Annotated in this window: 22 protein-coding genes; 7 read left to right on the top strand and 15 right to left on the bottom strand. The window is 70.0% G+C overall.

All coding sequences use genetic code 11. The features are described 5' to 3' along the window. Positions 1–2: 2 nt before the first annotated feature. Together EHF44_RS23325 and EHF44_RS23320 are read right to left on the bottom strand one after the other, a co-directional pair. On the bottom strand, positions 3–1,121 hold the full coding sequence (locus EHF44_RS23325) for an AI-2E family transporter (RefSeq protein ID WP_124686056.1): 1,119 nt from the start codon (positions 1,119–1,121) through the stop codon (positions 3–5). 38 nt (positions 1,122–1,159) lie between these two features. Beyond that, positions 1,160–1,432, bottom strand: coding sequence for a hypothetical protein (locus EHF44_RS23320; RefSeq protein WP_124686055.1), 273 nt, complete (start codon positions 1,430–1,432; stop codon positions 1,160–1,162). A 171-nt stretch (positions 1,433–1,603) separates the two neighbouring features. Between EHF44_RS23320 and ppk2 the strand changes: the two genes are divergently transcribed. Next, positions 1,604–2,422 (top strand): polyphosphate kinase 2, encoded by an 819-nt coding sequence (ppk2, locus tag EHF44_RS23315; RefSeq protein WP_124686054.1) that lies wholly within the window; start codon positions 1,604–1,606, stop codon positions 2,420–2,422. Between the two features lie 28 nt (positions 2,423–2,450). Here ppk2 and EHF44_RS23310 read toward each other — a convergent pair whose 3' ends face one another. The 11 genes from EHF44_RS23310 to EHF44_RS23260 form a co-directional block, all read right to left on the bottom strand. Next, complete coding sequence (locus EHF44_RS23310; RefSeq protein WP_253700185.1) at positions 2,451–2,840, bottom strand: hypothetical protein; 390 nt, start codon at positions 2,838–2,840, stop codon at positions 2,451–2,453. 29 nt (positions 2,841–2,869) lie between these two features. Then, on the bottom strand, positions 2,870–3,349 hold the full coding sequence (locus tag EHF44_RS23305) for a glycine zipper domain-containing protein (protein ID WP_124686052.1): 480 nt from the start codon (positions 3,347–3,349) through the stop codon (positions 2,870–2,872). A gap of 44 nt (positions 3,350–3,393) precedes the next feature. Beyond that, entirely contained in the window at positions 3,394–6,555 is a 3,162-nt protein-coding gene (locus EHF44_RS23300) for an efflux RND transporter permease subunit (protein ID WP_124686051.1), read from the bottom strand. Next, positions 6,552–7,796, bottom strand: coding sequence for an efflux RND transporter periplasmic adaptor subunit (locus EHF44_RS23295; protein WP_124686050.1), 1,245 nt, complete (start codon positions 7,794–7,796; stop codon positions 6,552–6,554). The genes EHF44_RS23300 and EHF44_RS23295 overlap by 4 nt, the downstream gene beginning before the upstream one ends. Positions 7,797–7,827: 31 nt before the next feature. Continuing rightward, a complete protein-coding gene (locus EHF44_RS23290) occupies positions 7,828–8,070 on the bottom strand; it encodes an RNA recognition motif domain-containing protein (protein WP_367613709.1) in 243 nt (80 codons plus the stop codon). A gap of 109 nt (positions 8,071–8,179) precedes the next feature. Next, the gene (locus tag EHF44_RS23285; protein ID WP_124686048.1) at positions 8,180–8,551 is read right to left on the bottom strand and encodes a response regulator transcription factor; all 372 of its coding nucleotides are present in this window, start codon (positions 8,549–8,551) and stop codon (positions 8,180–8,182) included. Positions 8,552–8,646: 95 nt separating this feature from the next. Next, positions 8,647–9,270 (bottom strand): response regulator transcription factor, encoded by a 624-nt coding sequence (locus EHF44_RS23280; RefSeq protein ID WP_124686047.1) that lies wholly within the window; start codon positions 9,268–9,270, stop codon positions 8,647–8,649. 7 nt (positions 9,271–9,277) lie between these two features. Next, the gene (locus tag EHF44_RS23275; RefSeq protein ID WP_124686046.1) at positions 9,278–10,162 is read right to left on the bottom strand and encodes a sensor histidine kinase; all 885 of its coding nucleotides are present in this window, start codon (positions 10,160–10,162) and stop codon (positions 9,278–9,280) included. A gap of 12 nt (positions 10,163–10,174) precedes the next feature. Beyond that, positions 10,175–10,741 carry a BPSL1445 family SYLF domain-containing lipoprotein gene (locus EHF44_RS23270; protein WP_124686045.1) on the bottom strand — a complete coding sequence of 189 codons (567 nt, stop codon included), beginning with the start codon at positions 10,739–10,741 and terminating at the stop codon, positions 10,175–10,177. A 353-nt stretch (positions 10,742–11,094) separates the two neighbouring features. Continuing rightward, positions 11,095–12,051, bottom strand: a complete 957-nt coding sequence (locus EHF44_RS23265) for a DUF2950 domain-containing protein (RefSeq protein WP_124686044.1) — start codon at positions 12,049–12,051, stop codon at positions 11,095–11,097. A gap of 44 nt (positions 12,052–12,095) precedes the next feature. Beyond that, positions 12,096–13,547 carry a DUF3300 domain-containing protein gene (locus tag EHF44_RS23260; RefSeq protein ID WP_172966202.1) on the bottom strand — a complete coding sequence of 484 codons (1,452 nt, stop codon included), beginning with the start codon at positions 13,545–13,547 and terminating at the stop codon, positions 12,096–12,098. A 223-nt stretch (positions 13,548–13,770) separates the two neighbouring features. On the opposite strand from EHF44_RS23260, the gene EHF44_RS23255 reads away from it, so the two are divergent. From EHF44_RS23255 to EHF44_RS23235, 5 genes are all read left to right on the top strand, one after another. Further along, positions 13,771–14,763 carry a hypothetical protein gene (locus tag EHF44_RS23255; RefSeq protein WP_253700183.1) on the top strand — a complete coding sequence of 331 codons (993 nt, stop codon included), beginning with the start codon at positions 13,771–13,773 and terminating at the stop codon, positions 14,761–14,763. 375 nt (positions 14,764–15,138) lie between these two features. Beyond that, positions 15,139–17,379, top strand: a complete 2,241-nt coding sequence (locus EHF44_RS23250; protein ID WP_124686043.1) for a TonB-dependent receptor — start codon at positions 15,139–15,141, stop codon at positions 17,377–17,379. 46 nt (positions 17,380–17,425) lie between these two features. After that, positions 17,426–18,112 carry a Fe2+-dependent dioxygenase gene (locus tag EHF44_RS23245; RefSeq protein ID WP_124686042.1) on the top strand — a complete coding sequence of 229 codons (687 nt, stop codon included), beginning with the start codon at positions 17,426–17,428 and terminating at the stop codon, positions 18,110–18,112. Beyond that, the gene (locus EHF44_RS23240) at positions 18,109–19,194 is read left to right on the top strand and encodes an alpha-hydroxy acid oxidase (RefSeq protein ID WP_124686041.1); all 1,086 of its coding nucleotides are present in this window, start codon (positions 18,109–18,111) and stop codon (positions 19,192–19,194) included. The genes EHF44_RS23245 and EHF44_RS23240 overlap by 4 nt, the downstream gene beginning before the upstream one ends. Positions 19,195–19,210: 16 nt before the next feature. Further along, positions 19,211–19,783 (top strand): TetR/AcrR family transcriptional regulator, encoded by a 573-nt coding sequence (locus EHF44_RS23235; protein WP_124686040.1) that lies wholly within the window; start codon positions 19,211–19,213, stop codon positions 19,781–19,783. On the opposite strand, the gene EHF44_RS23230 is transcribed toward EHF44_RS23235, so the two are convergent. Together EHF44_RS23230 and EHF44_RS23225 are read right to left on the bottom strand one after the other, a co-directional pair. After that, a complete protein-coding gene (locus tag EHF44_RS23230) occupies positions 19,778–20,656 on the bottom strand; it encodes a sensor histidine kinase (protein ID WP_172966164.1) in 879 nt (292 codons plus the stop codon). The genes EHF44_RS23235 and EHF44_RS23230 overlap by 6 nt on opposite strands. Positions 20,657–20,763: 107 nt before the next feature. Further along, positions 20,764–21,678, bottom strand: a complete 915-nt coding sequence (locus EHF44_RS23225) for a helix-turn-helix domain-containing protein (protein WP_124686038.1) — start codon at positions 21,676–21,678, stop codon at positions 20,764–20,766. A gap of 169 nt (positions 21,679–21,847) precedes the next feature. Here EHF44_RS23225 and mnmH point away from each other — a divergent pair, with 169 nt between their 5' ends. Next, entirely contained in the window at positions 21,848–22,909 is a 1,062-nt protein-coding gene (mnmH, locus tag EHF44_RS23220) for a tRNA 2-selenouridine(34) synthase MnmH (protein ID WP_124686037.1), read from the top strand. Positions 22,910–22,921: the final 12 nt, after the last annotated feature.

The following is a 22,921-nucleotide window of genomic DNA, read 5'->3' as shown; positions in this document are numbered from 1 at the left end:
GGCTAGCCTCCGGTGATGTCGGCGTTGCTGCGCGGCTCCAATTCGATGCGCGGCAGCGGCTCGTCCACCCACTGCCAGAACAACTGGTAGCCCACCGCCAGCACGATGGGCCCGATGAACAGCCCGATCACGCCGCCCGTGACCATGCCGCCCAGCGCGCCCACCAGGATCACCGGCATCGGCACATCCACGCCCCGGCCCAGCATCAGCGGCTTGAGCACGTTGTCGGCCAGCCCGGCGATGAACACGTAGATGGCAAAGACGATATTGGTGGCGCTGGCGCCTTCGGACGCAAAAACCAGCAGGATCACCGGAATCGTGATCAGCGTGGCCGGCAACTGCATGATGCCCAGCAGCAGCACCGCCAGCGCCAGCAGCCCCGCGCCGGGCACGCCCTTGAGCACGAACGCCACGCCAATCAGCAGCATCTGGATAAACGCGATGCCCACCACGCCCTGCGCCACGGCCCGGATCGTGGCCGTGCAGAGCGCCGTGAGGCGCGGGCCCCGCTCTGGCCCCGTGATGCGCGTCGCGATGCGCACGGCGCTGCGCGTGCCCTGCTCGCCGTAGGCCATGATGATGCCGGCGATGATCAGCGCGCCCACAAAGACCAGCAGCCCCACGCCCACGCCGCCGATGGCGCCCAGCACCGTCAGGCTGGCCGCCTTGATCTGCGGGCCGAGCCTTTCCATCAGGCTGGCCGCGTCGGTGGCGGCCATGGCCCAGGCGTCGTGCAGCCGGCGCCCCACCAGCGGCCAGCCGGCCAGCGCCTCCGGCGGCGGGGGGATATGGAATTCGCCGCGCCGGGCAATCGCCATCGCCTGTTCCATCGACTCGATCAGCGCCGTACCCAGCAGGTAGGTGGGCACCAGCACGATGGCGATGACCAGCACGATGATCAGCGTGGCGGTGCGGCCATCGCCGGCAAACACCCGGCCGCGCAGCCGCACCTGCAGCGGATAGAGCGTGATGGCCAGGATCACGGACCAGACCAGCAGGTTCATGAACGGCCGGAAGATCTGGAAGCAGAACGTGGCCAGCAGCGCCACGAGGCCGAACCGGATCAGCGAATCGATCAGCGTGCGCGACACGGTCGCGGTGGAATACGGCGCTTGCAGCATCGTATGACTCCGTTGTCCGCCCGGCATGCGGCCGGGCTTCACACCTGCTGGCGGCGGCGCGCAACCAACACCAGCGCCGCCCCGGCGGCAAACAGCAGCAGGCAGCCCAGCAGCCAGTCGCGGGCCAGCACGTTCACCAGGTAGCGCGGCGGGTCGCCGCCGGTGCGGAACAACTGCACCTCCAGGCCGTGCAGCGCAAACCGGAACAGGTTCAGCTTGTCGGGCGTCTGGCCGCTCGGATCGCTCCAGAAGATGCCGATCACGGCCAGCCACATCGCTCCCACCATCAACAGGAATCCGCTCTTGCGCATGCCGGCCACCCTGGAAAATAAGGCGCTGACGGCAAGCGTCCGCCAATCGCCGGGGCAATGCAATTGGTCCTTGGGCCAAGCATTGGACCAAGGTCCATTGCCAAAGCGCGGCGCAGTGTCCAGATTGGTACGGCATTGCAAAGTCCGTGCATCGCACGCGGGGGATCAGCCATGGCAAAACGGAAGGGGGGCGCCGCGGACGCTGCCGGCGACGGCAACGCGCTCGGCCGCAAGGAATACGAGGCGGCGCTGGCCGACCTGCACGTGGAACTGGTGCACCTGCAGGACTGGGTCAAGGCCACCGGCGCCAAGATCTGCATCGTCTTCGAGGGGCGCGACGGCGCTGGCAAGGGCGGCACCATCAAGGCGCTGACCGAGCGCGTCAGCCCGCGCGTGTTCCGCGTGGTGGCGCTGCCCGCGCCCACCGAGCGCGAAAAGAGCCAGATGTACATGCAGCGCTACATCCCCTACCTGCCGGCCGCCGGCGAGGTGGTGATCTTCGACCGGAGCTGGTACAACCGCGCCGGCGTGGAACGGGTGATGGGCTTTGCCGACGACAGCCAGGTGGACATCTTCCTGCGCGCGGTGCCGCTGATCGAGCGCGCCATCGTCGGCTCCAACGTCCGGCTGCTGAAATACTGGCTGGAAGTCAGCCCCGAGGAACAGACGCGCCGGCTGGAGCAGCGCATCAAGGACGGCCGCAAGACCTGGAAGCTGACCGACATGGACCTGAAGTCGTACAGCCGCTGGTACGACTACTCGCGCGCCCGCGACGCGATGTTCGAGGCGTCCGACACCGAATTCGCGCCCTGGCACGTGGTGCGCTCGGACAACAAGCGCCGCGCCCGGCTCAACATCATCCGCCACCTGCTGGACACCGTGCCCTACGAGCGCATCGCGCGCAAGAAGATCACGCTGCCAGCGCGGCAGAAGGCCGGCGGCTACCGGGCGCCCGACTACCCCTACCGCTACATCCCCGAGCGCTTCTAGCGGCCGGGCTGACGGCCGACGCCGGCCCCTAGTCCTTCAGCAGCGTCTTCTTCCACTCGCCGTCCGGCTGCTGGCAGTACCAGCCCGTCCAGCGTTCGGGCTGGCGGCCCGGCTGGCGCAGCTCGCTGCGCACCTTGCGGCAGCGCTGGCCGTTCTCTGTGCGAGTCGTGAGCGGCGTGAACGTGCCATCGGTGGGCTTGCCCTTGGCGTTCGGCGCCAGGTGGAACGGCACGCTCTTGCCATCGTCGGACTCGGACAGCGTCTTGCCGAACGCCGTGGTCAGCTCGGCGGTCTGGTCCTTGTTCAGCGTGCCGATAATCGTGCCGCTCAGGAAGTGGTCGTAATAGGCCCGCGCCGGCCAGGCCGCGGCAAGCAGTACGGCCAGGGCCAGCGCCTGGCGTCGCGGAATCGGTTTCAAGGCTGTCTCCATGCGGATGCCGGTGCCAGTCACTGGATGGTGTAGCCGCGCCCCTGCATGCAGGCGGAATAGGCGCGGTAGTAGGTGCTCATGGCGCCGGACTGCTGTTGCTGGGCGTTGGCCTGCGCATTGCGCTGGTTCTGGCGCGCGCGATGGCCGCCCGCCATCGTGCCGACCGCCGCGCCGGCCGCGGCGCCCTTGCCCGCGTCGCCGGCAATGCCGCCGATGACCGCGCCGCCCAGCGCCCCGCGCGCGGCACCGCCCACGCGCTCGCCGCCGCCGACGGCCGGGCCACCCTGCTGGGGCGGCGGCGCGGCGGCCACCGCGGCCGGGTCGATGCCGGTGTTGGACTTGGCCCACGAATAGCAGTAGCCGTCGTCCTGTTGCTGCTGCGCCTGGCTCTGGCCCTTGGCCGGATAGGCGATGGGCTTCTGCGCCAGCGCCGGCACGCTCAGCGCGGCGCCCAGCCCCGCGCACAGCAGCGCCACGGAAATCTTCGATCTGGACATGGTTCGCTCCTTCTCGGGGCCGGCAGCGCTCGGCGCCGGCCGGTTCACAGGGTGCCTCCGGTGGGCTCGGCCGGGCCGGCGTCGCGGGCGGCCTGCCGCGCCAGCTTCTTCTTGCTCTCGCGCTCCAGCCCCCAGAAGAACATCGGGATGAAGAAGATGGCGATGATCGTGGCGCCGAGCATGCCGCCGATCACACCGGTACCCAGCGACTGGCGGCTGGCGGCCGACGCGCCGCTGGCGATGGCCAGCGGAATGCAGCCCAGGATGAACGCCAGCGACGTCATGATGATCGGCCGCAGCCGCAGCTTGGACGCCTTGACCGCCGCGTCGTACGCGCTCAGCCCTTCCTTGACGCGCATCTCCACCGCGAACTCGAAGATCAGGATCGCGTTCTTGGCCGCCAGCGCGATCAGCACCGTCAGGCCGATCTGGAAGTACACGTCGTTCTCCATGCCGCGCAACAGGATGCCCACCAGCGCGCCGAACAGCGCGAACGGCACGGCCAGCAGCACGCCCAGCGGCAGCGACCACTTCTCGTACTGCGCCGCCAGGATCAGGAACACCATCAGCAGCGCGAACGCGAACACCATGGCGGCCGTGGAGCCAGCCTTCTTTTCCTCGTACGCCTGCCCGCTCCACGCGTAGCTGTAGCCCTCGCCCAGCACCTCGGCGGCAATCTCCTCCATGGCCTGCAGCGCCTGGCCCGAGCTGTAGCCGGGCGCGGCATCGCCGGTGATCTTGGCCGCCGGGAAGTTGTTGAAGCGGGTGACCAGGTCCGCGCCGGCCACCCAGCGCACGGTCGTGACGGCCTTGATCGGCACCATCTCGTTGCGGGCGTTGCGCACGTAGACCTTGTCCAGGTCCTCGGGCCGCGACCGGTACTCAGGCTCGGCCTGCAGGATCACCTGGAACAGGCGGCTGTTCTTCGGAAACTGGCTCACGTACAGCGAGCCGAACATCGTCTGCAGCGCCGAGTACACCTGCTCCACGGGCACGCCCTGCGTCTCGGCGCGCTCGCGGTCCAGGTCCACCAGCAGCTGGCGCGACCGCGTGTTGATCGTCGTGCTCACGCCGCGCAGCTCCGGCCGCTGCCGCGCCTTGGCAATGAACGCGCGCGTGCGTTCCTCCAGCTGCTGGTAGGTGCCGTCGCCGGTGCTCTGCAGCCAGAATTCGAAGCCGCCCGTGGTGCCCAGCCCCGGGATCGACGGCGGGTTGACCGGTATCACCAGCCCATCGCGGTAGGTGGAGAACTCCTGCGTGGCCTGCGCGATCAGGTCCGCCGCGCTCTCGCCCTTGCCGCGCTCGTGAAAGCCCTTCAGCGTGATGAACAGCGTGCCGGCGTTGGACTTGTTCTGCGAATCGATCAGGCTGTAGCCGTCCGGCACGGCCACCGATTTCACCGCCGGCTGCTTCTCGAACCACTCCGCCGCGCGCCGGGACAGGGCGCCGGTGCGGTCCAGGCTGGCCGCGTCGGGCAGGATCACGGCGCCCAGCAGGTAGCCCTGGTCCTCCACCGGCAGGAACGACGACGGAATGCGCACGAACATCAGCACGGCCGCCACGACCAGCGCCACCACGATGGCCAGCGAGATCACCGTGCGCCGGATCACGGTCTGCACCGCCGAGCCGTAGCCTTCCACCACGCGGTCGAAGCTGCGGTTGAACCAGCGGAAGAAGCGGTTCTTCTCGTGCGTGCCGGGCTTGAGCAGGATGGCCGCCAGCGCGGGCGACAGCGTCAGCGCCACCACCCCGGACAGCAGCACCGACACCGCCAGCGTGATGGCGAACTGCTTGTAGAGCTGGCCCGTGATGCCGGACAGGAACGCCACCGGGATGAACACGGCCAGCAGCACCAGCACGATGGCGATCACCGGCCCGCCCACCTCGTCCATGGCGGCCTTGGCGGCCTCCTTGGGCGGCATGTGGAACTCCATCATGTTGCGCTCGACGTTCTCGATCACCACGATGGCGTCGTCCACCACGATGCCGATGGCCAGCACCATCCCGAACAGCGTAAGCATGTTCACCGAGAAGCCGAACGCGGCCATGGCCGTGAACGTGCCGATGATCGACACCGGCACGGCCAGGATCGGCACCAGCGTGGCGCGGAAGCTCTGCAGGAACAGGTAGACGACCAGGATCACCAGAATCACCGCGTCGCGCAGCGTATGCACCACCTCGTTGATCGACTCGTGCACGAACTCGGTGGTGTCCAGCGCGATCTCGTATTCCAGCCCCGGCGGGAACGTCTTCTTGGCCGCCTCCAGCGTCTTGCGCACCTCGCCGGCCACGGCCAGCGCGTTGGCGCCGGGCTGCTGGTACACGGCCAGCAGCGTGGCCGTCTTGCCCTGGTAGCGGCTGCGCAGCGAGTAGTCCTTCGACCCCAGCTCGGCCCGGCCGATGTCCTTGAGCCGCACCAGCGCCGCGTCGCCGGAGGCCGCGCGCAGGATGATGTTCTCGAACTCCTGCGGCTCGGTCATGCGCCCCTTGGTGGTCACCGGGAACGTCTGCTTGACCGGCTCCGACGTGGGCGACTGGCCGATCCGCCCCGCCGAGAACTGCTCGTTCTGGTTGGCCACGGCGTTCTTGACGTCCTCGGCCGTGATGCCGAGCTGGGCCATGCGGTCCGGCTTGAGCCAGATCCGCATGGCGTAGTCCGGCGTGCCGAAGATCGACGACTGGTTGGCGCCCGGAATGCGCTTGAGCGCGTCCAGGATGTAGATGCTCGTGTAGTTGTCGACGAAGGTTTGCGGGTAGCTGTTGTCCGGGGAATACACCGCGATCACCATCATGAACGCCTGCGAGCGCTTTTCCACGGTCACGCCCTGGCGCGTCACGGCGTCCGGCAGCGTCGGCAGCGCCAGGTTCACGCGGTTCTGCACGTCCACCTGCGCCAGCGACGGGTCGGTGCCGATCTCGAAGAACGTGGTCAGCGTCATGTTGCCCGTGGACGAGCTGGTGGACGACATGTACAGCATGTTGTCCGCGCCGTTCACCTGCTGCTCGATCGGCGCGGCCACGTTCTGGGCCACCACCTCCGAGCTGGCGCCGGGGTACGTGGTCGACACCGTGATGCTGGGCGGCGTGATCTCGGGAAACTGGGCAATCGGCAGGTTGAACAGCGCCACCATGCCGCCCACCACGATGATGATGGACAGCACCGACGCAAAGATCGGCCGGTCGATGAAGAAGTGGGACAGCTTCATGACGCGGCACCCTTCGCCGGCTGGGCCCCGGCCGGGGCCGTTGGCGCGGCGGCGGGCGGACCGGGCGGCGCGGCGGGCGGCCGCGCCCCGTCGGTGGCCTGCGGAGCCGCCGCCACGGGCTTGACCGGCGCGCCGGGCGCCAGCCGCACCGATCCGTCGACGATGACCGTGTCGCCTTCGCGCAGGCCAGAGCGGATCACCCAGTTGCCGTGCGACCACTCGCCCACGTCCACCACGCGCGACTCGGCCTTGTTGTCCTTGCCCACCAGCCATACCGACTGCCCGCGCTGGCCCTGCACCACGGCCTCCTGCGGCACGGTGATGGCCCGCGTGCGCAGCGCGCCCATCACCCGCACGCGCACGAACTGTCCGGGCCGCAGCATGCCCTGGCCGTTCGGCATCTCGGCGCGGATCAGGTAGGTGCCGGTCTCGGAATTGAACGACGCATCGGCAAACGCGATATGCCCGCGCCTGGGATAGACGCTGCCGTCGGCCAGCACGATCTCCACCTCCATCGCGCCCCGGTCGGGCAGCTTCAGCGTGCCGGCCGCCGACTGCGACTGGAAGCCCAGCACCTCGTTTTCCGACAGGCTGAAGTTGATCCAGATCGGATCGAGCTTGGCCACGTAGGTCAGCAGGCTGTTCGAGGCGTCGATGTACGAGCCCACCTGCTTCTTGGCGTAGCTCGACAGGCCGTCCACCGGCGACATGATCGTGGTGTAGCCCAGGTTCAGCTTGGCATTGGTGACATTGGCCTTGGCGGCCTCGACAGCGGCGGCCGCCGCCTGCTCCTGGCCGGTGGCGTCGTCCAGGTCCTTCTGGCTCAACGCGTTGCGCGCCGCCAGCGGACGCACCCTGGCCAGGTTGGCGCGCGCGGTGGTAAGCCGCGCCTGCTGCTGGGCCAGTTCGGCCTGCGCGGCCTCCAGCGCCGCCTTGAACGGCTTCTGGTCCATCCGGAACATGACCTGCCCGGCCTTGACCAGCGCGCCCTCGGTGTACAGCCGCTGTTCCAGGAAGCCGTTGACGCGCGCGCGGATTTCCACCTGCTGCGAGCTTTGCGTCTCGCCGACGTACTCGTACGTGAGCGGCACGTCGCGCAGCGCCACCTTGACGACGCCCACCTCGGTCACCGGCGGCGCGGCCGGGGCCTTGGCCTCGTGGCGGTTGCAGGCGGCCAAGGCCAGTCCGGCCGCCGCCAGCCAGACCCCCAGGCCGCGCATGGATTGCAGACCGCTTGCCATCGTCGTCCCTCCCCGCGCGCGGCCCGCGCGACTAGTTGAAGCGTTCCCGCAGCAGCAGCGCGTTGAGCTTGTGGCCGTTCCAGAACACGCCGTGGATGCGCGGCACGAAGTGCTGCAGGGCCGCCATGTCCACCGTGTTGAACGTCAGCGTCATGCCCGGCCGCGTGCCGTCGCCCTCTTGCCGCTCGATCGCGTCGAACGGCGGAAAGCCATAGCGTTCGAGGAATTCGCGCACATGTTCCTCGGTGGTGTCGGGATGGAGGTTGGAAAGCATCAGTATCGCCATTTGCCAGTCCCCCTGGTTGGCCTGCGGGCCGCGTCCTGACAAGAGTGCGCCCGCCGCCGGCTGCTTGGCAATTGGACCAAGGACCAAAGGCATGGGGCTACAGCATCACGCTGCGCACCAGCCGGATCAGCTGGTTGGCGTCGAAAGGCTTGCGCAGGTAGCCCACGGCGCCGGCCGCCAGCGCGCGGTCGCGCACCTCGGGCAGTTCGTGGGCGGTGATGAAGATCAGCGGCAGGCCCAGGCCGGCCAGCTGCTGCTGCACTTCCAGCCCGTCCACGCCCGGCATGCAGACGTCCAGAATCACGCAGCTCGGGCGGTACGCGGCCGGGCCGTGCATCCGGGCCAGGAAGGCGTCCCCGCTGGCAAAGGTGTCCGCCGCGATGCCGGCCGCGTGCAACAGCCGCGCCGTGGACCGCGCCACGGACGCATCGTCGTCGACAACCGCCACGAATTTTCCGGTAGGACCCATGTGCGAGCGGCGCAGCCGATGGTAAGCATGTATCTGCCTAGGCTACGAGACCCGCGCGGCGCGCGATATTGGCCCATGGTCCAGCCGCGGCGCGCTCAGGCGGCCGTGTCGGCCACCATGCCCATGCGGTCGGCAATGCGGACCAGCGCGGGCAGCGAATCCACCTCCAGCTTCTGCATCACATGGGCGCGATGCACCTTGATGGTCTTCTCCACCGTGCCCAGCCGGTTGGCCACCTGCTTGTTGCGGAACCCGGTGACGATCCACGCCAGCACCTCGCGCTCGCGCGGCGTCAGGCGATCCACCTTCTTGCGCAGCTCGCGCAACTCGCGCGCCTGCGTGAACTGGCGCGCCGCGCATTCGCAGCCGCGCGCCACCGACGCCAGCAGTTGCACGTCGGACACCGGCTTCTGCAGAAAGTCGATGGCGCCGGCCTGCATCGTCAGCACCGCGCTGGCCACGTCGGCGTGGCCGGTCAGGATGATGACCGGGATGCGGCTGCACAGCGCCTGCTGCAGGTCGATGCCGCTGATGTCGGGCAACTGCAGGTCCAGCAGCGCGCAGCCCGGCGTGCTGTCCAGGTCCGCCTCTTCCAGGAACTGGCTGGCCGAGGCAAACCCCGCCGTGAGATAGCCGTGGGCCGCAAGCACCCGGCCCAGCGCGCGGCGCACGCTGTCGTCGTCGTCGACGATATGGATGGTGGTCCTGGTGGCAAGCATGGCGGTGCTATCTCCTGGAGGTGGCGGTGCGCAGGCGGGATGCCATCGTCGCGGGCGCGGCGTGGTGGGCGGTGGCTGCCTCGGTGCGCAGCAGGCATTCGAAGGTCATGCCGATGTCGCGGTTGCGGATGGCGCGCAGGCGCCCGCCGTTGCGCTCCATCAGCGCGCGGCTGAACGACAGGCCCAGCCCCATGCCGCGCGGCTTGGACGAGAAGAACGGCCGGAAGATCTTGTCGAGGTCGCCCTCGCTGACGCCGCAGCCGTTGTCGCGCACGGCTATCAGCAGCAGGCCGTCGCGCGCGGCGGCCGACACGTTGACTTGCCGTGCGACGCCGGACGGGGCGGCCTGCACGGCGTCCAGCGCGTTGACCAGCAGGTTCAGCAGCACGAGCTGGATTTCCATCGGGTCGCCCATCGCACGGGGCAGCGCCGGGTCTGCCGCGCCCTGCACCGTCACGCCACGCGCCCGCGCTTCGTCGCGCACCAGCTCCAGCGCGCGGTCGACCACGTCGGCAATCGGAAACGCCACCAGCCGGGGCGCCTCGCCACGGATCAGCGCGCGCACGCCCTTGACGATGTCGCTGGCGCGCGAGGCGTCGGTGACGATGTCGTCCAGGATCTCGCGGATTTCGTCCTGCGCCGCCGCGCCCGACATCAGGTACTCGCGCGCGGCCTGCGCATTGCTGGTGATGGCCGTCAGCGGCTGGTTCAGCTCATGCGCGAGCGATCCCGCCAGCTCGACCATCCCCGGCCGGCTGGCGGTGTCGCAGAGCGGGCTGCCTTCCACCATGCGCAGGCGGTCGGCCGGGCGGCGCGGGGCTGCCGCGCGGGGCAGCGCCACGAACGCCAGGGCCATGGACGCGCCCGCCAGCAGCAGTGGAATCCATCTCATGGCCGCACCCGCTCAGATATCGAGCTTGCTGATCTTGGTGCCTTCTAGCGAGAGGTTGGCCATCAGCCCGGCATTGGTCAGCATGAAGCCGACAATCGGGGCGCGCGCCGTGTTGGTGTCGATCTGCCCGTTCGCGCCGATCGTCGCCAGCGCGATGGAGCCGTCCACGCCGGCCGTCCACCCCTTGCTGGCCTGGAACGCCCGCAGCGCGTCGTCGGTCATGAACATCAGGATCAGCGCCTTGGACTGGGCGCCCGCCAGCAGGCCGAACTGCGCGCTGGTGGTGCGGTAGTAGCCCACCGACGCATTGTTCACGCGCAGCGCCCCCTCGCCGTACTCGGCGCCGACGATGAAGCCGCCGGCCAGGATCTTCGGGAACACCAGGATGCCCTTGGCCTGCTGCGCCAGCGCCTGCGCGGAGCTGGCCGACGCAAACAGCTTGCTCATGGTGCCATCCACGCCGGCATCGATCTCCCGGCGTTTGGCCGCCGCATCGCTGCCGGACGTATTGGTGGTGCAGGCGCCCAGCACGGGCGCCAGGCTCAAGGCGGGCAGACTGATGAACAGCCGTCGATTCATGATGATCTCCCTGTTGAGAGCGGGAGCCAGTCAGGGGGCATGAATGATTGGACTGCCACCGGCGCACGGCCAGGCCGTGGCGCCGCCAGATCGATGAAACGTCCCTGTGTTGACCTACCCCACGCCGAATTGCGATCGTCAAATACGATCGATTCCTGTTGCTTTTTCTGACTCGTTTGTTTGTGCCATATCACGTTAGGTCGGCGCCCTGCCGATTGCAATCTCTACTTGCCATTCCGTGTAAAGAGCTTTCGAGCGTGAATAAAATCTTTCTTAAGGCGCGGCGATTTTCATCGGCCGCTTAATTAAGCGGCCGTTAATCCAGGCGGAAATTGGCGGGAGAAAAGCCGGGCTCAGCGCGTGGCCGCGGTGGGCTGCGCCGCCGGCATGGCCGGCACCGGCTGCAGCAGTTCGGGCGCCACCTTGCTCCACCCGTTGCCGGGGTCAAACGTGGCGATGGCGGCGGCGCGCGCCGGGGTGTCGCGGCCCAGGTCGCGTTCGTAGACCTGGCCGTCGTGGCTGACCATGAAGCTCTTGATGCCCGTGTCGCCATAGCGGGCCGGCCACGCCAGCACCGCAAACCCGCCGAACAGCTTGCCGTCGACCAGGTACGTGTACCGGCCGCCGGGCGCCGCTGGTCCCTGTCCGGTCAGCAATTTGTAGCGATAGCCGTTGTAGCCGTCCGACCCGCCGCGATGGCTGGTCACGGCGTCGATGAACGCGGGGCCCAGGGGGCTTTCGGGCTCGCCGGGCCGGGTAGGCCAGTACAGCCCGTCCTGCTTGCCCGGCGAACTGACGAGCTTGCGCGCGTAGACGACCAGCCCGCCGCCGTCGTGCCGGCCCAGCGCGTACTCGTGCTGGGCGTCGTAGATCGCCAGCATGGTCTGGATGGTCGACAGCTCGTTGCGGCCGATGCGCCGCAGCCGGATCTCGTCGCTGCCGGCCCGCGCGTCGAAATGCCAGCGGCCGTTGGTCGACACCAGCGGAATGGGCAGCGTCCAGCCGTCGTTGCCCACGGCGATGCGCGCGCGGCCATCTTCGCCCCGCACCACGCTGTGCGACTGGCTCCACGCCGACAGGAAGCGGTAGCGCAGGTCCGCGCCCACGGGCGGGATCATGCGCCGCGCCGACGCGCCCAGCAGCGCCGTCATCGCGGCATCGTCGCTGGTCGCCACGGCGTCGCCAAAGGCGTTCATCGCGGCCTCCGGGGTGTCGAAGCCCTTCTGCGCCAGCGCCGGCAGCGCCAGCGCGAGCCCCAGCCCCAGCGTGACCAGCGCGCGCGCCAGGCGCAGCCGCGAGTTTGCTGTCATTGCCCGCATGCGTTCCACCCTGTGGTCGTCATCGCCATGCCCGGTCACCGGCGGCCGCCGCGGCCACCGCCGCCGCCAAAGCCACCGCCACGCCCGCCGCCGCCCCCGCTGAAGCCGCCACCGCCCCGGCCTCCGCCGCCCCCGCTGAAGCCGCCGCCGCCACCGCCCCGGTTGGCCGCCGTATTGCCGCCACCAAAGCCCCCACCGGCGCTGGCGTTGCCGCGGTCGAAATCGCGCTGCGCGCCACCACCGCCCACGCCCTGGAATGCGTTGTCGCGTCCGCCGCCGCCGTAGCCGCCGCCTCGGTCGCCGCCACCGCCGCCCCGGTCCGCCGTGGACAACCGGTCACCTCCGGCCCCCTGCCCGCGATTTGCCGAGCGATCCCCGGCCCCCCCAGCGCGATCCCCGGCGCGGTCGCCCGCCCGGTCGCCGGCACGGTCGCCGGCCCGATCCCCGCCCCGGTCCGCCATGCGGTCGCCGGCGCGATCCTGCCCGCGATTGCCCGCCCGGTCGCCCCGGTCACCGGCCCCCTCGCGCCCCCGGAAGTCGTTGCGCCGATCCGCGCCGCCCACGTTGTTGCCGAATTTCTCGCGCGTGGCGTTGTCGCGGTAGGCCACGCCCTTGCGATGGCTGGAATCATGCTTCCACTTGTTGCCGCCCTCCACCTTGGTCCGGTCGAAGTTGCGGTCGATGTTGGTGGCGCGGTTCACGTCGATGTTCACGTCCCCGCCGCCCCAGTTGCAGTCGCCGAAGATGGCCCCGGCGGCGGCCAGCCCAACGCCCCAGGCAAACCCGGTCATCAGCGCGGCGCCGGGGTAGTAGGCCGGATACGGCGGCCAGTAGTACGGCGGGTAGCTCGGGTACCCCCAGCTGCCGTAGACCACGGTCGGGTTGTAGGCCGGCACGTAGATGACCTGCGGATTGGCGGGCTCGATGACGATGGTCTGCGGCGTGGCCGCGCCCTGGGGTGCCTGCTGCACCACCACGTTCTGCTGCTCGTTCGACTTGAGGTTGCCCGACTGCTGCGCCTTGGCGCGCAGCCGCTGGACGGCCGCCAGCACGTCCTTTTCCTGCGCCAGGAAGGCGTCGCCAAGCTTCTGCGTCCAGTCGAGCTTGTCGTTCAGCGGCTCCAGCACCTGCGGAAACGCCACCAGCGACTTCACGCTGACATCCCACGGCTGGTCCTGCACGGCCTTGACCGCCGCGTCGCCCTTGAGGCTCGCGTTGGCCTTCTGCCAGCGGGCGGCCTGCACGATTTCCAGCGGGTAGGTCGACGCCATCAGCACCTGGGACAGCACCGAATCGGGATAGAGCGCGATGGGCGCCACCAGCGCCTCCAGCTCTTCGGGCTTGAAGGTCGGCGCCTGGGCCGACTGGGGCGCCTGGGCCGACTGCGCCGCTTGCGGCGATTGGGCCAGGGCAGCCGGCGCCACGGCGCTGCCCAGCCCCAGCAGGCACGCCAGCATCCACCGGCCGATGCCACGCCCGCCTCGCATGGGTGGCATACGTCGCATATCCTCAGTACGTCGCACGCTGCCCAACGTCATGGCACCCCCCTCCCAAATGATGCCGCCTGCTCCCGTTCCAGCTTTCAGCACAACATATAGATGGCGCGCCGCGGCGCGGCAATGGAACCTTGGTCCAATACGCAGGCGCGGCCAGCCGGGTTACGCTGGCCCCCATCGCCGAACCCCGCCGGGCGCCGCCCCGGCCGACCGCATGGGCCGCCTGCCGTTACCAGCAACCGGTGTCGTCCGTCGGGGGTGCCTGGCCGCACTGCTGCCCTGGCTGCTGCTGGGCGGCTTGCCCGCGCACGCCCAGCCCGGCCAGGACCTGCGGGTGGCCTTTGGCCCCGGCGTGCAGCGCCAGGCCAACGCGGTGCTGACGCTGATGAGCTTTTCCGTCGTGCCGGACCTGGCGTCCAGTTCGCTGTCGATCACCGACTCGCAGACCGCCAACCCAGGCATGGTCATGTCCCAGCTGGGCGGGGGGTTCACGCTCAGCAAGTCGGTGCCGGTGTACATGGAGGGGTCCATCGCCTACAGCCGCTACGACCCCACGTTCGTGGCATCGAACGGCACCGAATCGCGCGAGCTGCCCACACGCTGGAACACCGTGGCCGGCACCATCGGCATCGGCTGGGACTTTCCGCTGACGGCCAGCAAGGAACTGGTGTTCCGGCCAATCTTCAACGCGTCGCTGGGCAATGTGTCCAGCGACCTGCGGCTGGCGCAGGGCTTTGTCGACCGCAAGACAGACCGCGACATCAACTTCCTGGACGGCGGATCGCTGAACGCCTACGGCCTGGGCGGATCGGTGATGATCGACTGGGAACACTACCGGCCCGAGCACGACATCGACCTGGAACTGCGCTACACCAATATCCACCTGCGCAGCTTCGGCGGGTCGTCGGAGGCCGTGCAGGGGTCGGCCAATGCCCAGACCGCCAGCCTGTACGCGCGCTGGCGCGCTCCCACCGGCTGGCACGCGTTGGACCGGCCCGTGCGCTATGTGCTGGAACTGTCGCATTCCCACTACCTCGGGGCGCAGGCCGGCGCGCTGGGCTTCGACTACCTGACCACGCTGGGGATGGGGCTCGAACTGGACACCAGCGCGCATGAAGTGTTCGTCACCCGGGTGCGCGCCGTGGTGCGCTACGTGTTCGGCAACAACGTGTCGGGCATCTCGCTGGGGCTGGCGGCCAGCTTCTAGGCGCTTCGGGTCGGGCGCCGGAGCCTGCCATCCCCATCCTCGGAAACATCCGAAATTCCCCCCAATCCCCCCACTTCGCAGTTCCCTGAATTCTTTCCTCGCAGGCCGACTTCGATTGACCGGGCCATTGCCGATGCCTTACGGTTGCCCCCGTTGTTGAAGATCACAAGGCGCGGGGCGCGGTCCGGCACGATGTGCGAGACGCATCGGCACTGACCGCGCCCCAGCCAGCCATCGTCCTGCACGGCGACCAGCAAGCCCTTCGCGTCACAACACTCCCGCCCCCCTTCGACCGCCCTCGCGCGCCTGTCCTGCGACAGGTGCAACGGATGTTCACGTCCGTCCGATCGTTGTCTTCCATGCTGGAGTTCAGTTGTGCAGCAGAAAATCGTTTCCTCCTCGATCCGCGCGCTGGTGTCCGGGGCCGCGGGCACCGGCTCGGTCCTCTCGCTCGCGGCGTTGCCGCATGCCGTCCAGGCGCAGCCGCTCAGGCAGTTGCCGGCCGTCACCGTGACGGGCCAGTCCACCGCCAATACCAACGATGCCGGCACCGGCGTCGCGCGGCTGCCCGACACGGTCCGGGAAACGCCCAAGACCATCCTCGTGATCCCGCGCGACCTGCTCGACCAGCAGCAGACCACGTCGCTGGAGCAGGCGCTCAAGAACGTGCCGGGCATCACCATCTCCACCGGCGAAGGCAACGGCGGGCTGAACGGCGACCAGTTCCGCATCCGGGGGCTGACGGCCAAGGGCGATATCTACCTGGACGGCCTGCGCGACTTCGGCGCCTACCGGCGCGACAGCTTCAACCTCGACAGCGTCGAAGTCATCAAGGGCCCGTCCGGCGAGAGCTTCGGCGTGGGCAGCCTGGGCGGCATCATCAACCAGACCTCGCGGCGCGCCGGCCCCGGCACGCACACCAGCATCGACCAGAGCTTCGGCTCCGGTACGACATTTCGCACCACGGTGGACGGCAACTACGCGCTCGGCGAGACGTCGGCGCTGCGCGTGACCGGCCTGTTCCAGGACGGCAGCAAGCCGGGCCGCGACCACGTGGACGACGACCGGCGCGGCATCGCGCTGGACCTGGGCCTCGGGCTGGGCACCCCGACCGAATGGCACCTGAGCTACGCCTACCTGCACCGCAGCGGGCCGCCCGACTTTGGCATGCCGATGGCCGAGGGCGACGACGGCGTCTACCGGCCGATCACCGAATACGGCGTGCCGGGCCTGTCGTCGTCCACGTCCTACGTGCGCAACACCGACCGCGACTTCGGCGACGCCCACGTGGTGACATCGGCGCTGGAGACCAGCCTCGGCAACGGCATCACGCTCCACAACGACACGCGCTTCAGCTTCTACCAGCGCGATTTCTCCAGCACGAACCCGGCCGCCGTCAACAACGCCACGCTGCGCAAGCTGCTGGCCGGCGGCAACGCCAGCCTGCGCTACGGCGCGCGCGGCGGCAGCACCTACCTGCAACGCGGCTGGGGCGTGCAGAACGTGCTGACGGCCAGGGGCGAATTCCACACCGGCAGCGTCCGCCACCGCGCCATGGCCGGGCTCGACACCAGCTATCAGCGCGACCACCGCGACATCGGCACCTGGACGGGCCGGCTCAACAACCAGACCATCGTCAACCCGGCATTCGATGCCAGCCAGAACGCCAGCGTCAGCTACGGCGGCGTGCGGCGCGACGCCAACGCCACGGACGTCGGCGTGTTCCTGCGCGACCGCGCCTGGCTGACGCAGTCGTTCTCGCTGCTGGGCAGCCTGCGCTGGGACTACTTCCGCAGCGAGTACGCCAGCAGCGCGTTTGCCACCGGCGGCACGGCCGACGCGAAGAAGCTGAGCCCGGCCCTGAGCGCCATCTGGGAGCCGACCGACGACACGATGTTCTACGCGGCGTTCTCGCGCGCCTACCGGCCCGTGGGCACCGACATCGCGCTGGCCGTGGGCGGCGTGCAGACCGAGGTGCCGCGCGCCGGGGCCAGCAACACGCCCGAGCGCTCCGACACGCTGGAAGTGGGCGCCAAGCTCGACTTCCTGGACAAGCGGATCGGCGTGACCGGCGCGCTGTTCCAGATCGACAAGGACAACGCCTACACCGAGGACCCGGTGACGGGCGAGGTGGTCAATGGCTTCTCGGAATCGGGCGAGGGCCGCCGCATCCGGGGCGTGGAACTGGGCCTGACCGGTCGCATCACGCCCCACTGGACGGCCAACGTGGCGTACACCTACCTCGATGGCAAGGTCACGGCCGCCACCAATCCGGCGCTGGTCGGCAAGGAGGCGCCCGGCGCGCCGCAGCACAACGTCACGGTCTGGACCGCCTACGACATCCCGCAGTCCATCGTGCCGCTGCCGGGCCGGCTGACCATCGGCGGCGGCCTGCAGTACGCGTCGCCGTACTGGGCCGATTCGGCCAACAACGGCCGCGTGCCGCACACCCTGTCGCTGGACGCGATGGTGTCGTACCGCCAGGGCCGCTTCCGCGCGTCGCTGAACGGCTACAACCTGACCGGCCGCGTGAACTACCTGTCGGCGTTCAACGCGTCCCGCGCGGTGCCCACGGCCGGCCGCACGTTCCTGCTCAACGTGGGCATGACGTTCTGACCGATCTCCACGACGTCCCATACAACGTCCCCACAAGGGTCCCACCATGCTGATAAAGATTCCCGATGTCCTGTCGCCGGACGAAGTCCGCGCCCTGCGCCAGCGGCTGCAAGCCGCGACATGGATCAACGGCCGCGCCACGGCCGGCGACCTGGCCGCCCAGTGCAAGGCCAACCTGCAACTGCCCGTGGACGACCGCGAGGCGCTGGCGCTGGGCGACGCCGTGCTGCAGGCGCTGGGGCGCTGCCCGGCCTACCACTCGGCCGCCCTGCCACTGCGCGTGCTGCCGCCGATGTTCAACCGCTACGAGGCCGGCATGACGTTCGGCACGCACGTCGACAACGCCATCCGCACGATGCCGGGCACCGGCGGCCTGCGCATGCGCGCCGATGTCTCGACCACGCTGTTCCTGTCGGACCCCGACGAGTACGACGGCGGCGAACTGGTCGTCGATGACCTGTACGGCACGCACACGGTGAAGCTGCCGGCCGGCCACATGGTCGTGTACCCGGCGGCGTCGCTGCACCGGGTCACGCCGGTCACGCGCGGCTGCCGCTGGGCGTCGTTCTTCTGGGCGCAGTCGATGGTCAAGGACGACGGCATGCGCACCACGCTCTACGCGCTGGACCAGACGATCCTGGACCTGCGCGTGCGGCTGGGCGACGGCGACCCGGCCGTGCCGGCGCTGGTGAACCACTATCACAACCTGCTGCGACGCTGGGCGGAGCTATGACGACAATTCCCGCCGATACGGTCGCGCTGCGCGACTACGAACGCCGCTTCCACGAGCGCGTGCCGCCCGCCATCGCCGCCTACGTGGCCGGCTACGCCGCCGATGGCCTGACCCAGCGCGACAACCGCGTCGCATTCGACCGGCTGCGGCTGCTGCCCCGGGCGCTGGCCGACCTGTCGCAGCCATCGGCGCGGACGGAGCTGTTCGGCCAGCCGCTCGACTACCCGATCCTGATCGCGCCCACGGCCTGGCACAGGCTGGTGCACGCCGACGGGGAACTGGCCACGGTCCATGCGGCGTCGCTGGCGCGCACGTGGATGACGGTCAGCACGCAGGCCAGCGTCACGCTGGAGGACATTGCGCGCGCCGCCGCCACCACGCTCTGGTTCCAGCTCTACCTGCAGCCGCGCCGCGAAGACACGCTGACGCTGGTGCGCCGCGCGGAGCAGGCCGGCTACCAGGCCATCGTGCTGACCATCGACGCGGTGGTCAGCGGCATCCGCAACGTGGAACAGCGCGCGGGATTCCGGCTGCCGGACGGCATCGGCGCGGTCAACCTCGCCGGCTTTGCGCCGCCGGCGCCGGTCGATGCCAGCCAGGGCAGCCCGGTATTCCGCCAGATGCTGCGCGATGCCCCGACGTGGCGCGACGTGGCGTGGCTGTGCAGCCAGACCGTGCTGCCGGTGCTGGTCAAGGGGCTGCTGCATCCGGCCGATGTCGTGCCCGCGCTGGACGCCGGCGTGTCCGGCATCGTCGTCTCCAACCATGGCGGCCGCACGCTCGACGGCGTGCCGGCCACCATCGACGCGCTGCCAGCCGTGGTGCGCGCCGTGGATGGCGCGGTGCCGGTGCTGCTGGACGGAGGCATCCGGCGCGGCACCGATATCGTCAAGGCCATCGCGCTCGGCGCCCGCGCGGTGATGGTGGGCCAGCCCGTGCTCCATGCGCTGGCCGTGGGTGGCGTGCCCGGCGTGGCCCATATGCTGACCGTGCTGCAGACCGAGCTGGAAGTGGCGATGGCGCTGCTGGGCTGCGCCCGGCTGGCCGCGCTGCCCGGCACGGTGCTGCCGCGCGCCGGCTAGCGGCAAGGGCCCGGCCATGTCCAGTTGCCCGCCCGATCCCAGGGCCGCCATCGTCGAGGCGGCCGCGCAGGTGCTCGCAGCCGACGGGCCTGACCGCTTCACCGTGGAAGCCGTGGCGGCGCGGGCGGGCGTCGACATCGACGCGCTCCATCAGTATTTTCCGAATCGGGACGCGCTGACCGTGGCGCTGATCCAGCGCGAAACGCAGCGCTTCCGGCGCGAACTGGCCGCCGCGCTGGACCAGCGCACCGCCAAGGCCACGCTGGAACTGGTGATCTCGGCGACGGTCCGGCTGCAGTGGCAGCGGCCCGGGCTGGCGCGGCTGCTGGACGCGGCCGACGAGCGGCCGGCGCTGCGCGGCGAGGTCAGCGACGCCGAACTGCGGCGGCTGTTCACCGAGATCGTCACCCAGCTCATCTTTCCGGACCACGTGCGCGTGGACGTGGTGGCGTCCGACCTGTTCGCGATGATCGTGGGCATGGTCGATGCCGCCGCCGGGCGTGGCGAGACCGACATCCCGTTTCTGGAACACCGACTGCGCGCGGCCGTGTTCGGCTACCTGGCGCGCGTGGGCAAGCGGAGACTATGAGTGGACCGGCAGCGTCACCGTCACGGTGGTCTGGCCATCGCCCGACGCCACCGCGATGGTGCCGCCGTGCACTTCCACGATCGAGCGGCAGATGGCCAGCCCGATGCCCATGCCGTCGTCCTTGGTGCTGAAGAAGGGCTCGAACACGCGCGCGAGCTTGTCCGGCGCGATGCCGCGGCCGTTGTCGACAACCTCGATCACGGCCGTGGCGGCGCCCGCCGGCCCGCGCCGCGCGCGCAGCAGCACCCGGGCGCTGCCCGGCGGCCCTTCGCGGCGGGCTTCCACGGCATTGAGCAGCAGGTTCAGGATGACCTGCTGGATCTGCACGCGGTCGCCCTGCACTGGCGGCAGCGTGGCGTCGAGGTCGAGCTGCAGGTCGATGCTGGCGTCGTGGATGCGGCAATCGGCCAGCGGCAGCACGTCGTGCACGGCGTGGTCCAGCCGGAACGGCTCGGGCGTGGCCGGCTCGCGGCGCATCAGCGCGCGCAGGCTGCGGATCACGCGCTCGGCGCGCTCGGACTGTTCCTGGATGCGGGCGATGCCCTCGGTCACTTCGTCCGTGGCCGGGACGGGGCGGCCCATCCAGCGCTGGATGGCGCCCGCCTCGATGCGGATGGCGGTCAGCGGCTGGCGGATTTCATGCGCGATGGACGCGGCCAGCGTGCCCAGCGTGGCCACGCGCGCCAGGTGCACCACCTGCTCCTGCAGGCACTGGATGATCGTGGATTCGGTGTAGCACGGCCCCGCGTGGGGATGGGCGCCGCTCAGGTTCTCGTGGATGCGGCGCTCGACGGCCAGCGCCACGTTGCGCACCATCTGGATGGCCTCCTGCTCGTAGGCCGACCCGGGGGGCGGGGGGCTTTGCGATGTCACAGCCGGCATCTCCAGTTTTGCGGTCACGAAGCGCCGCTCGCGCGGCAGTCCACGCCAATCTACGCGATGCCGGCGCCGTTGCCTTGTCGATTTGTGCCGCGCGGGGCCTAGGCGGGCTGGCGGCGGCGCCAGAGCCCCGGCGGCATGCCCATCTGCCGCGCGAACACGCGCGTGAAATGGCTCTGGTCGGCAAACCCGCAGCCCATCGCCACGTCGGCCAGCGGCAGGCTGGCGTCGCGCAGCAGCCTGCAGGCCAGTTCCATGCGGCGCGCCATCAGCCACTGGTAGGGCGTCTGGCCCGTGGTGTCGTGGAACGCCCGCGAGAAGTGGCTGCGCGACAGCCCGCAGGCATCGGCCACGTCGGCCATCGACAGGTCGCCGTCGATCTTGGCCGCCAGCATCTCCTTGGCCCGCGCCACGCTGCGCGGCGACAGCAGCCGGTTGGCCTTGGCCGACGCCACCGGGTCGCCGCCGTACTGGCTCACCAGGTGCGTGCCGATGCTGGCGCTCAACTGGTCGATATACAGCCGGCACGCCTGCTCGGGGTAGCACAGCGCCGGCACCAGCGCCTGCGCCAGATGGGCCAGCACCGGGTCGGCGCGGCCGGCCGTCTCGTCCAGCCCGCGCAGCCGGCCGCGCCCCAGTTCGCTGCTGGTGCGCTCGATAAAGCTGCGCGGCAGCTCCATCAGCACGAAGTCGAAACAGGTCTGGTAGTCGGCCTTGTAGTCCTCGGCCAGGCTGCGGATATAGATATCGCCGGTGGCAAAGTCGTGCGTGCGCGCGTGGCGGCCCTGGACGATGCGGCGGCGGTGCCCGGCGCGCAGCGCCACGCCCGCCACGAAGCCGCGCTCGGCCGCCGCCATGGCGATCTGGCCGGCCTGCTGGCCCGAGGTCTTGCGATGGAACTGGAGGTCGCTGCCGGCCAGCGACTGGTTGGCGTGCAGCTTGTCGGCGGCACAGCCGAAGGCGTCGACCAGACCGTTCGGACCCTTCGGAGCGGAGGAGGTGCTGAGTGTCGACATGCTGTGCCTTCCACGAGGATTCCCGATGATGCCGCCCGTTTCTTACTGGATCCTTGCAGAAGCGGGGGCCGGCGCACGATAGCACGGGCCCCCGGCGCCCCTTTCGGCGCCGGGCCGGTTATCGCACAATACCGGCACGCCCCCGCCGGGCGACAAGGCGGCTCCAGCCATGAAACCCTACGTTCGCGTCGATGACCGGCACGGCTTCGACACCCTGATCGACGTCCGCTCGCCGGCCGAATTCGCCATCGACCATATCCCCGGGGCGCTCAACTGCCCGGTCCTCGACGACGAGGAGCGGCGCATCGTCGGCACGCTCTACAAGCAGTCCGGCGCGTTCGAGGCCCGACGCGTGGGCGGCGCCATGGTGGCGGCCAACCTGGCGCGCCACCTGCGCGAGCGGCTGGCGGACCAGCCGGCAAGCTGGCGGCCGATGGTCTACTGCTGGCGCGGCGGGCTGCGCAGCGCGTCGATGGTCACGTGGCTGCGCATGGTGGGCTGGGACGCCCAGCAACTGGCCGGCGGCTACAAGTCCTGGCGCCGGCACGTGATCGACCTGCTGGAGACCCAGGCGCCCCGGTTGCCGCTGGTGGTCATCTGCGGCGCCACCGGCAGCGGCAAGACGCGCGTGCTGCAGGCGCTGGCCGCCAGCGGCGAGCAGGTGCTCGACATCGAGGCGCTGGCGCGGCACAAGGGCTCGCTGCTGGGCGCGCTGCCCGGCATCGCCCAGCCGTCGCAGACCGGCTTCGAGACCGCGCTGGCCGACGCGATCGAGCGCGTCGACCTGGGCCGCCCGCTCTATGTGGAAGGCGAAGGCGCCCGCATCGGCCAGCTCAACCTGCCGGTGCCGCTGGTGACGCGGATGCGCGACAGCCCATGCGTGGAGATCGACGTGCCGATGCCAGCGCGGCTGACCTATCTGCTGCACGACTACGCCTACCTGGGCGACCGGCCCGACTGGCTGGTGGAACAGCTCGGCCGGCTCCGGGCGCTGCACGGCGGCGCCACCATCGAGACGTGGCAGGCGATGGCGCGCACCGGCGACCTGCCGCACCTGTTCGCCGCGCTGGCCGCCCGGCACTACGACCCGGCCTATGCACGCTCGCAGCGGCGGCACTTCCATCGCTGGGCGACGCGGACCGTGATCGCGGCGGACAGCCTGACGCCCGAGGGCATCGCGGCGCTGGCGCAGCGCATCGCCGGGCATTGCCATGGGTGGGTGCCGGCGTAGCGCCGGCGCCGA

It is taken from the genome of Cupriavidus pauculus (assembly GCF_003854935.1).
Lineage (GTDB): Bacteria > Pseudomonadota > Gammaproteobacteria > Burkholderiales > Burkholderiaceae > Cupriavidus > Cupriavidus pauculus_C.
The sequence above is the reverse complement of the archived record's forward strand: the minus strand, read 5'-3'. Positions and strand labels throughout refer to the sequence as shown.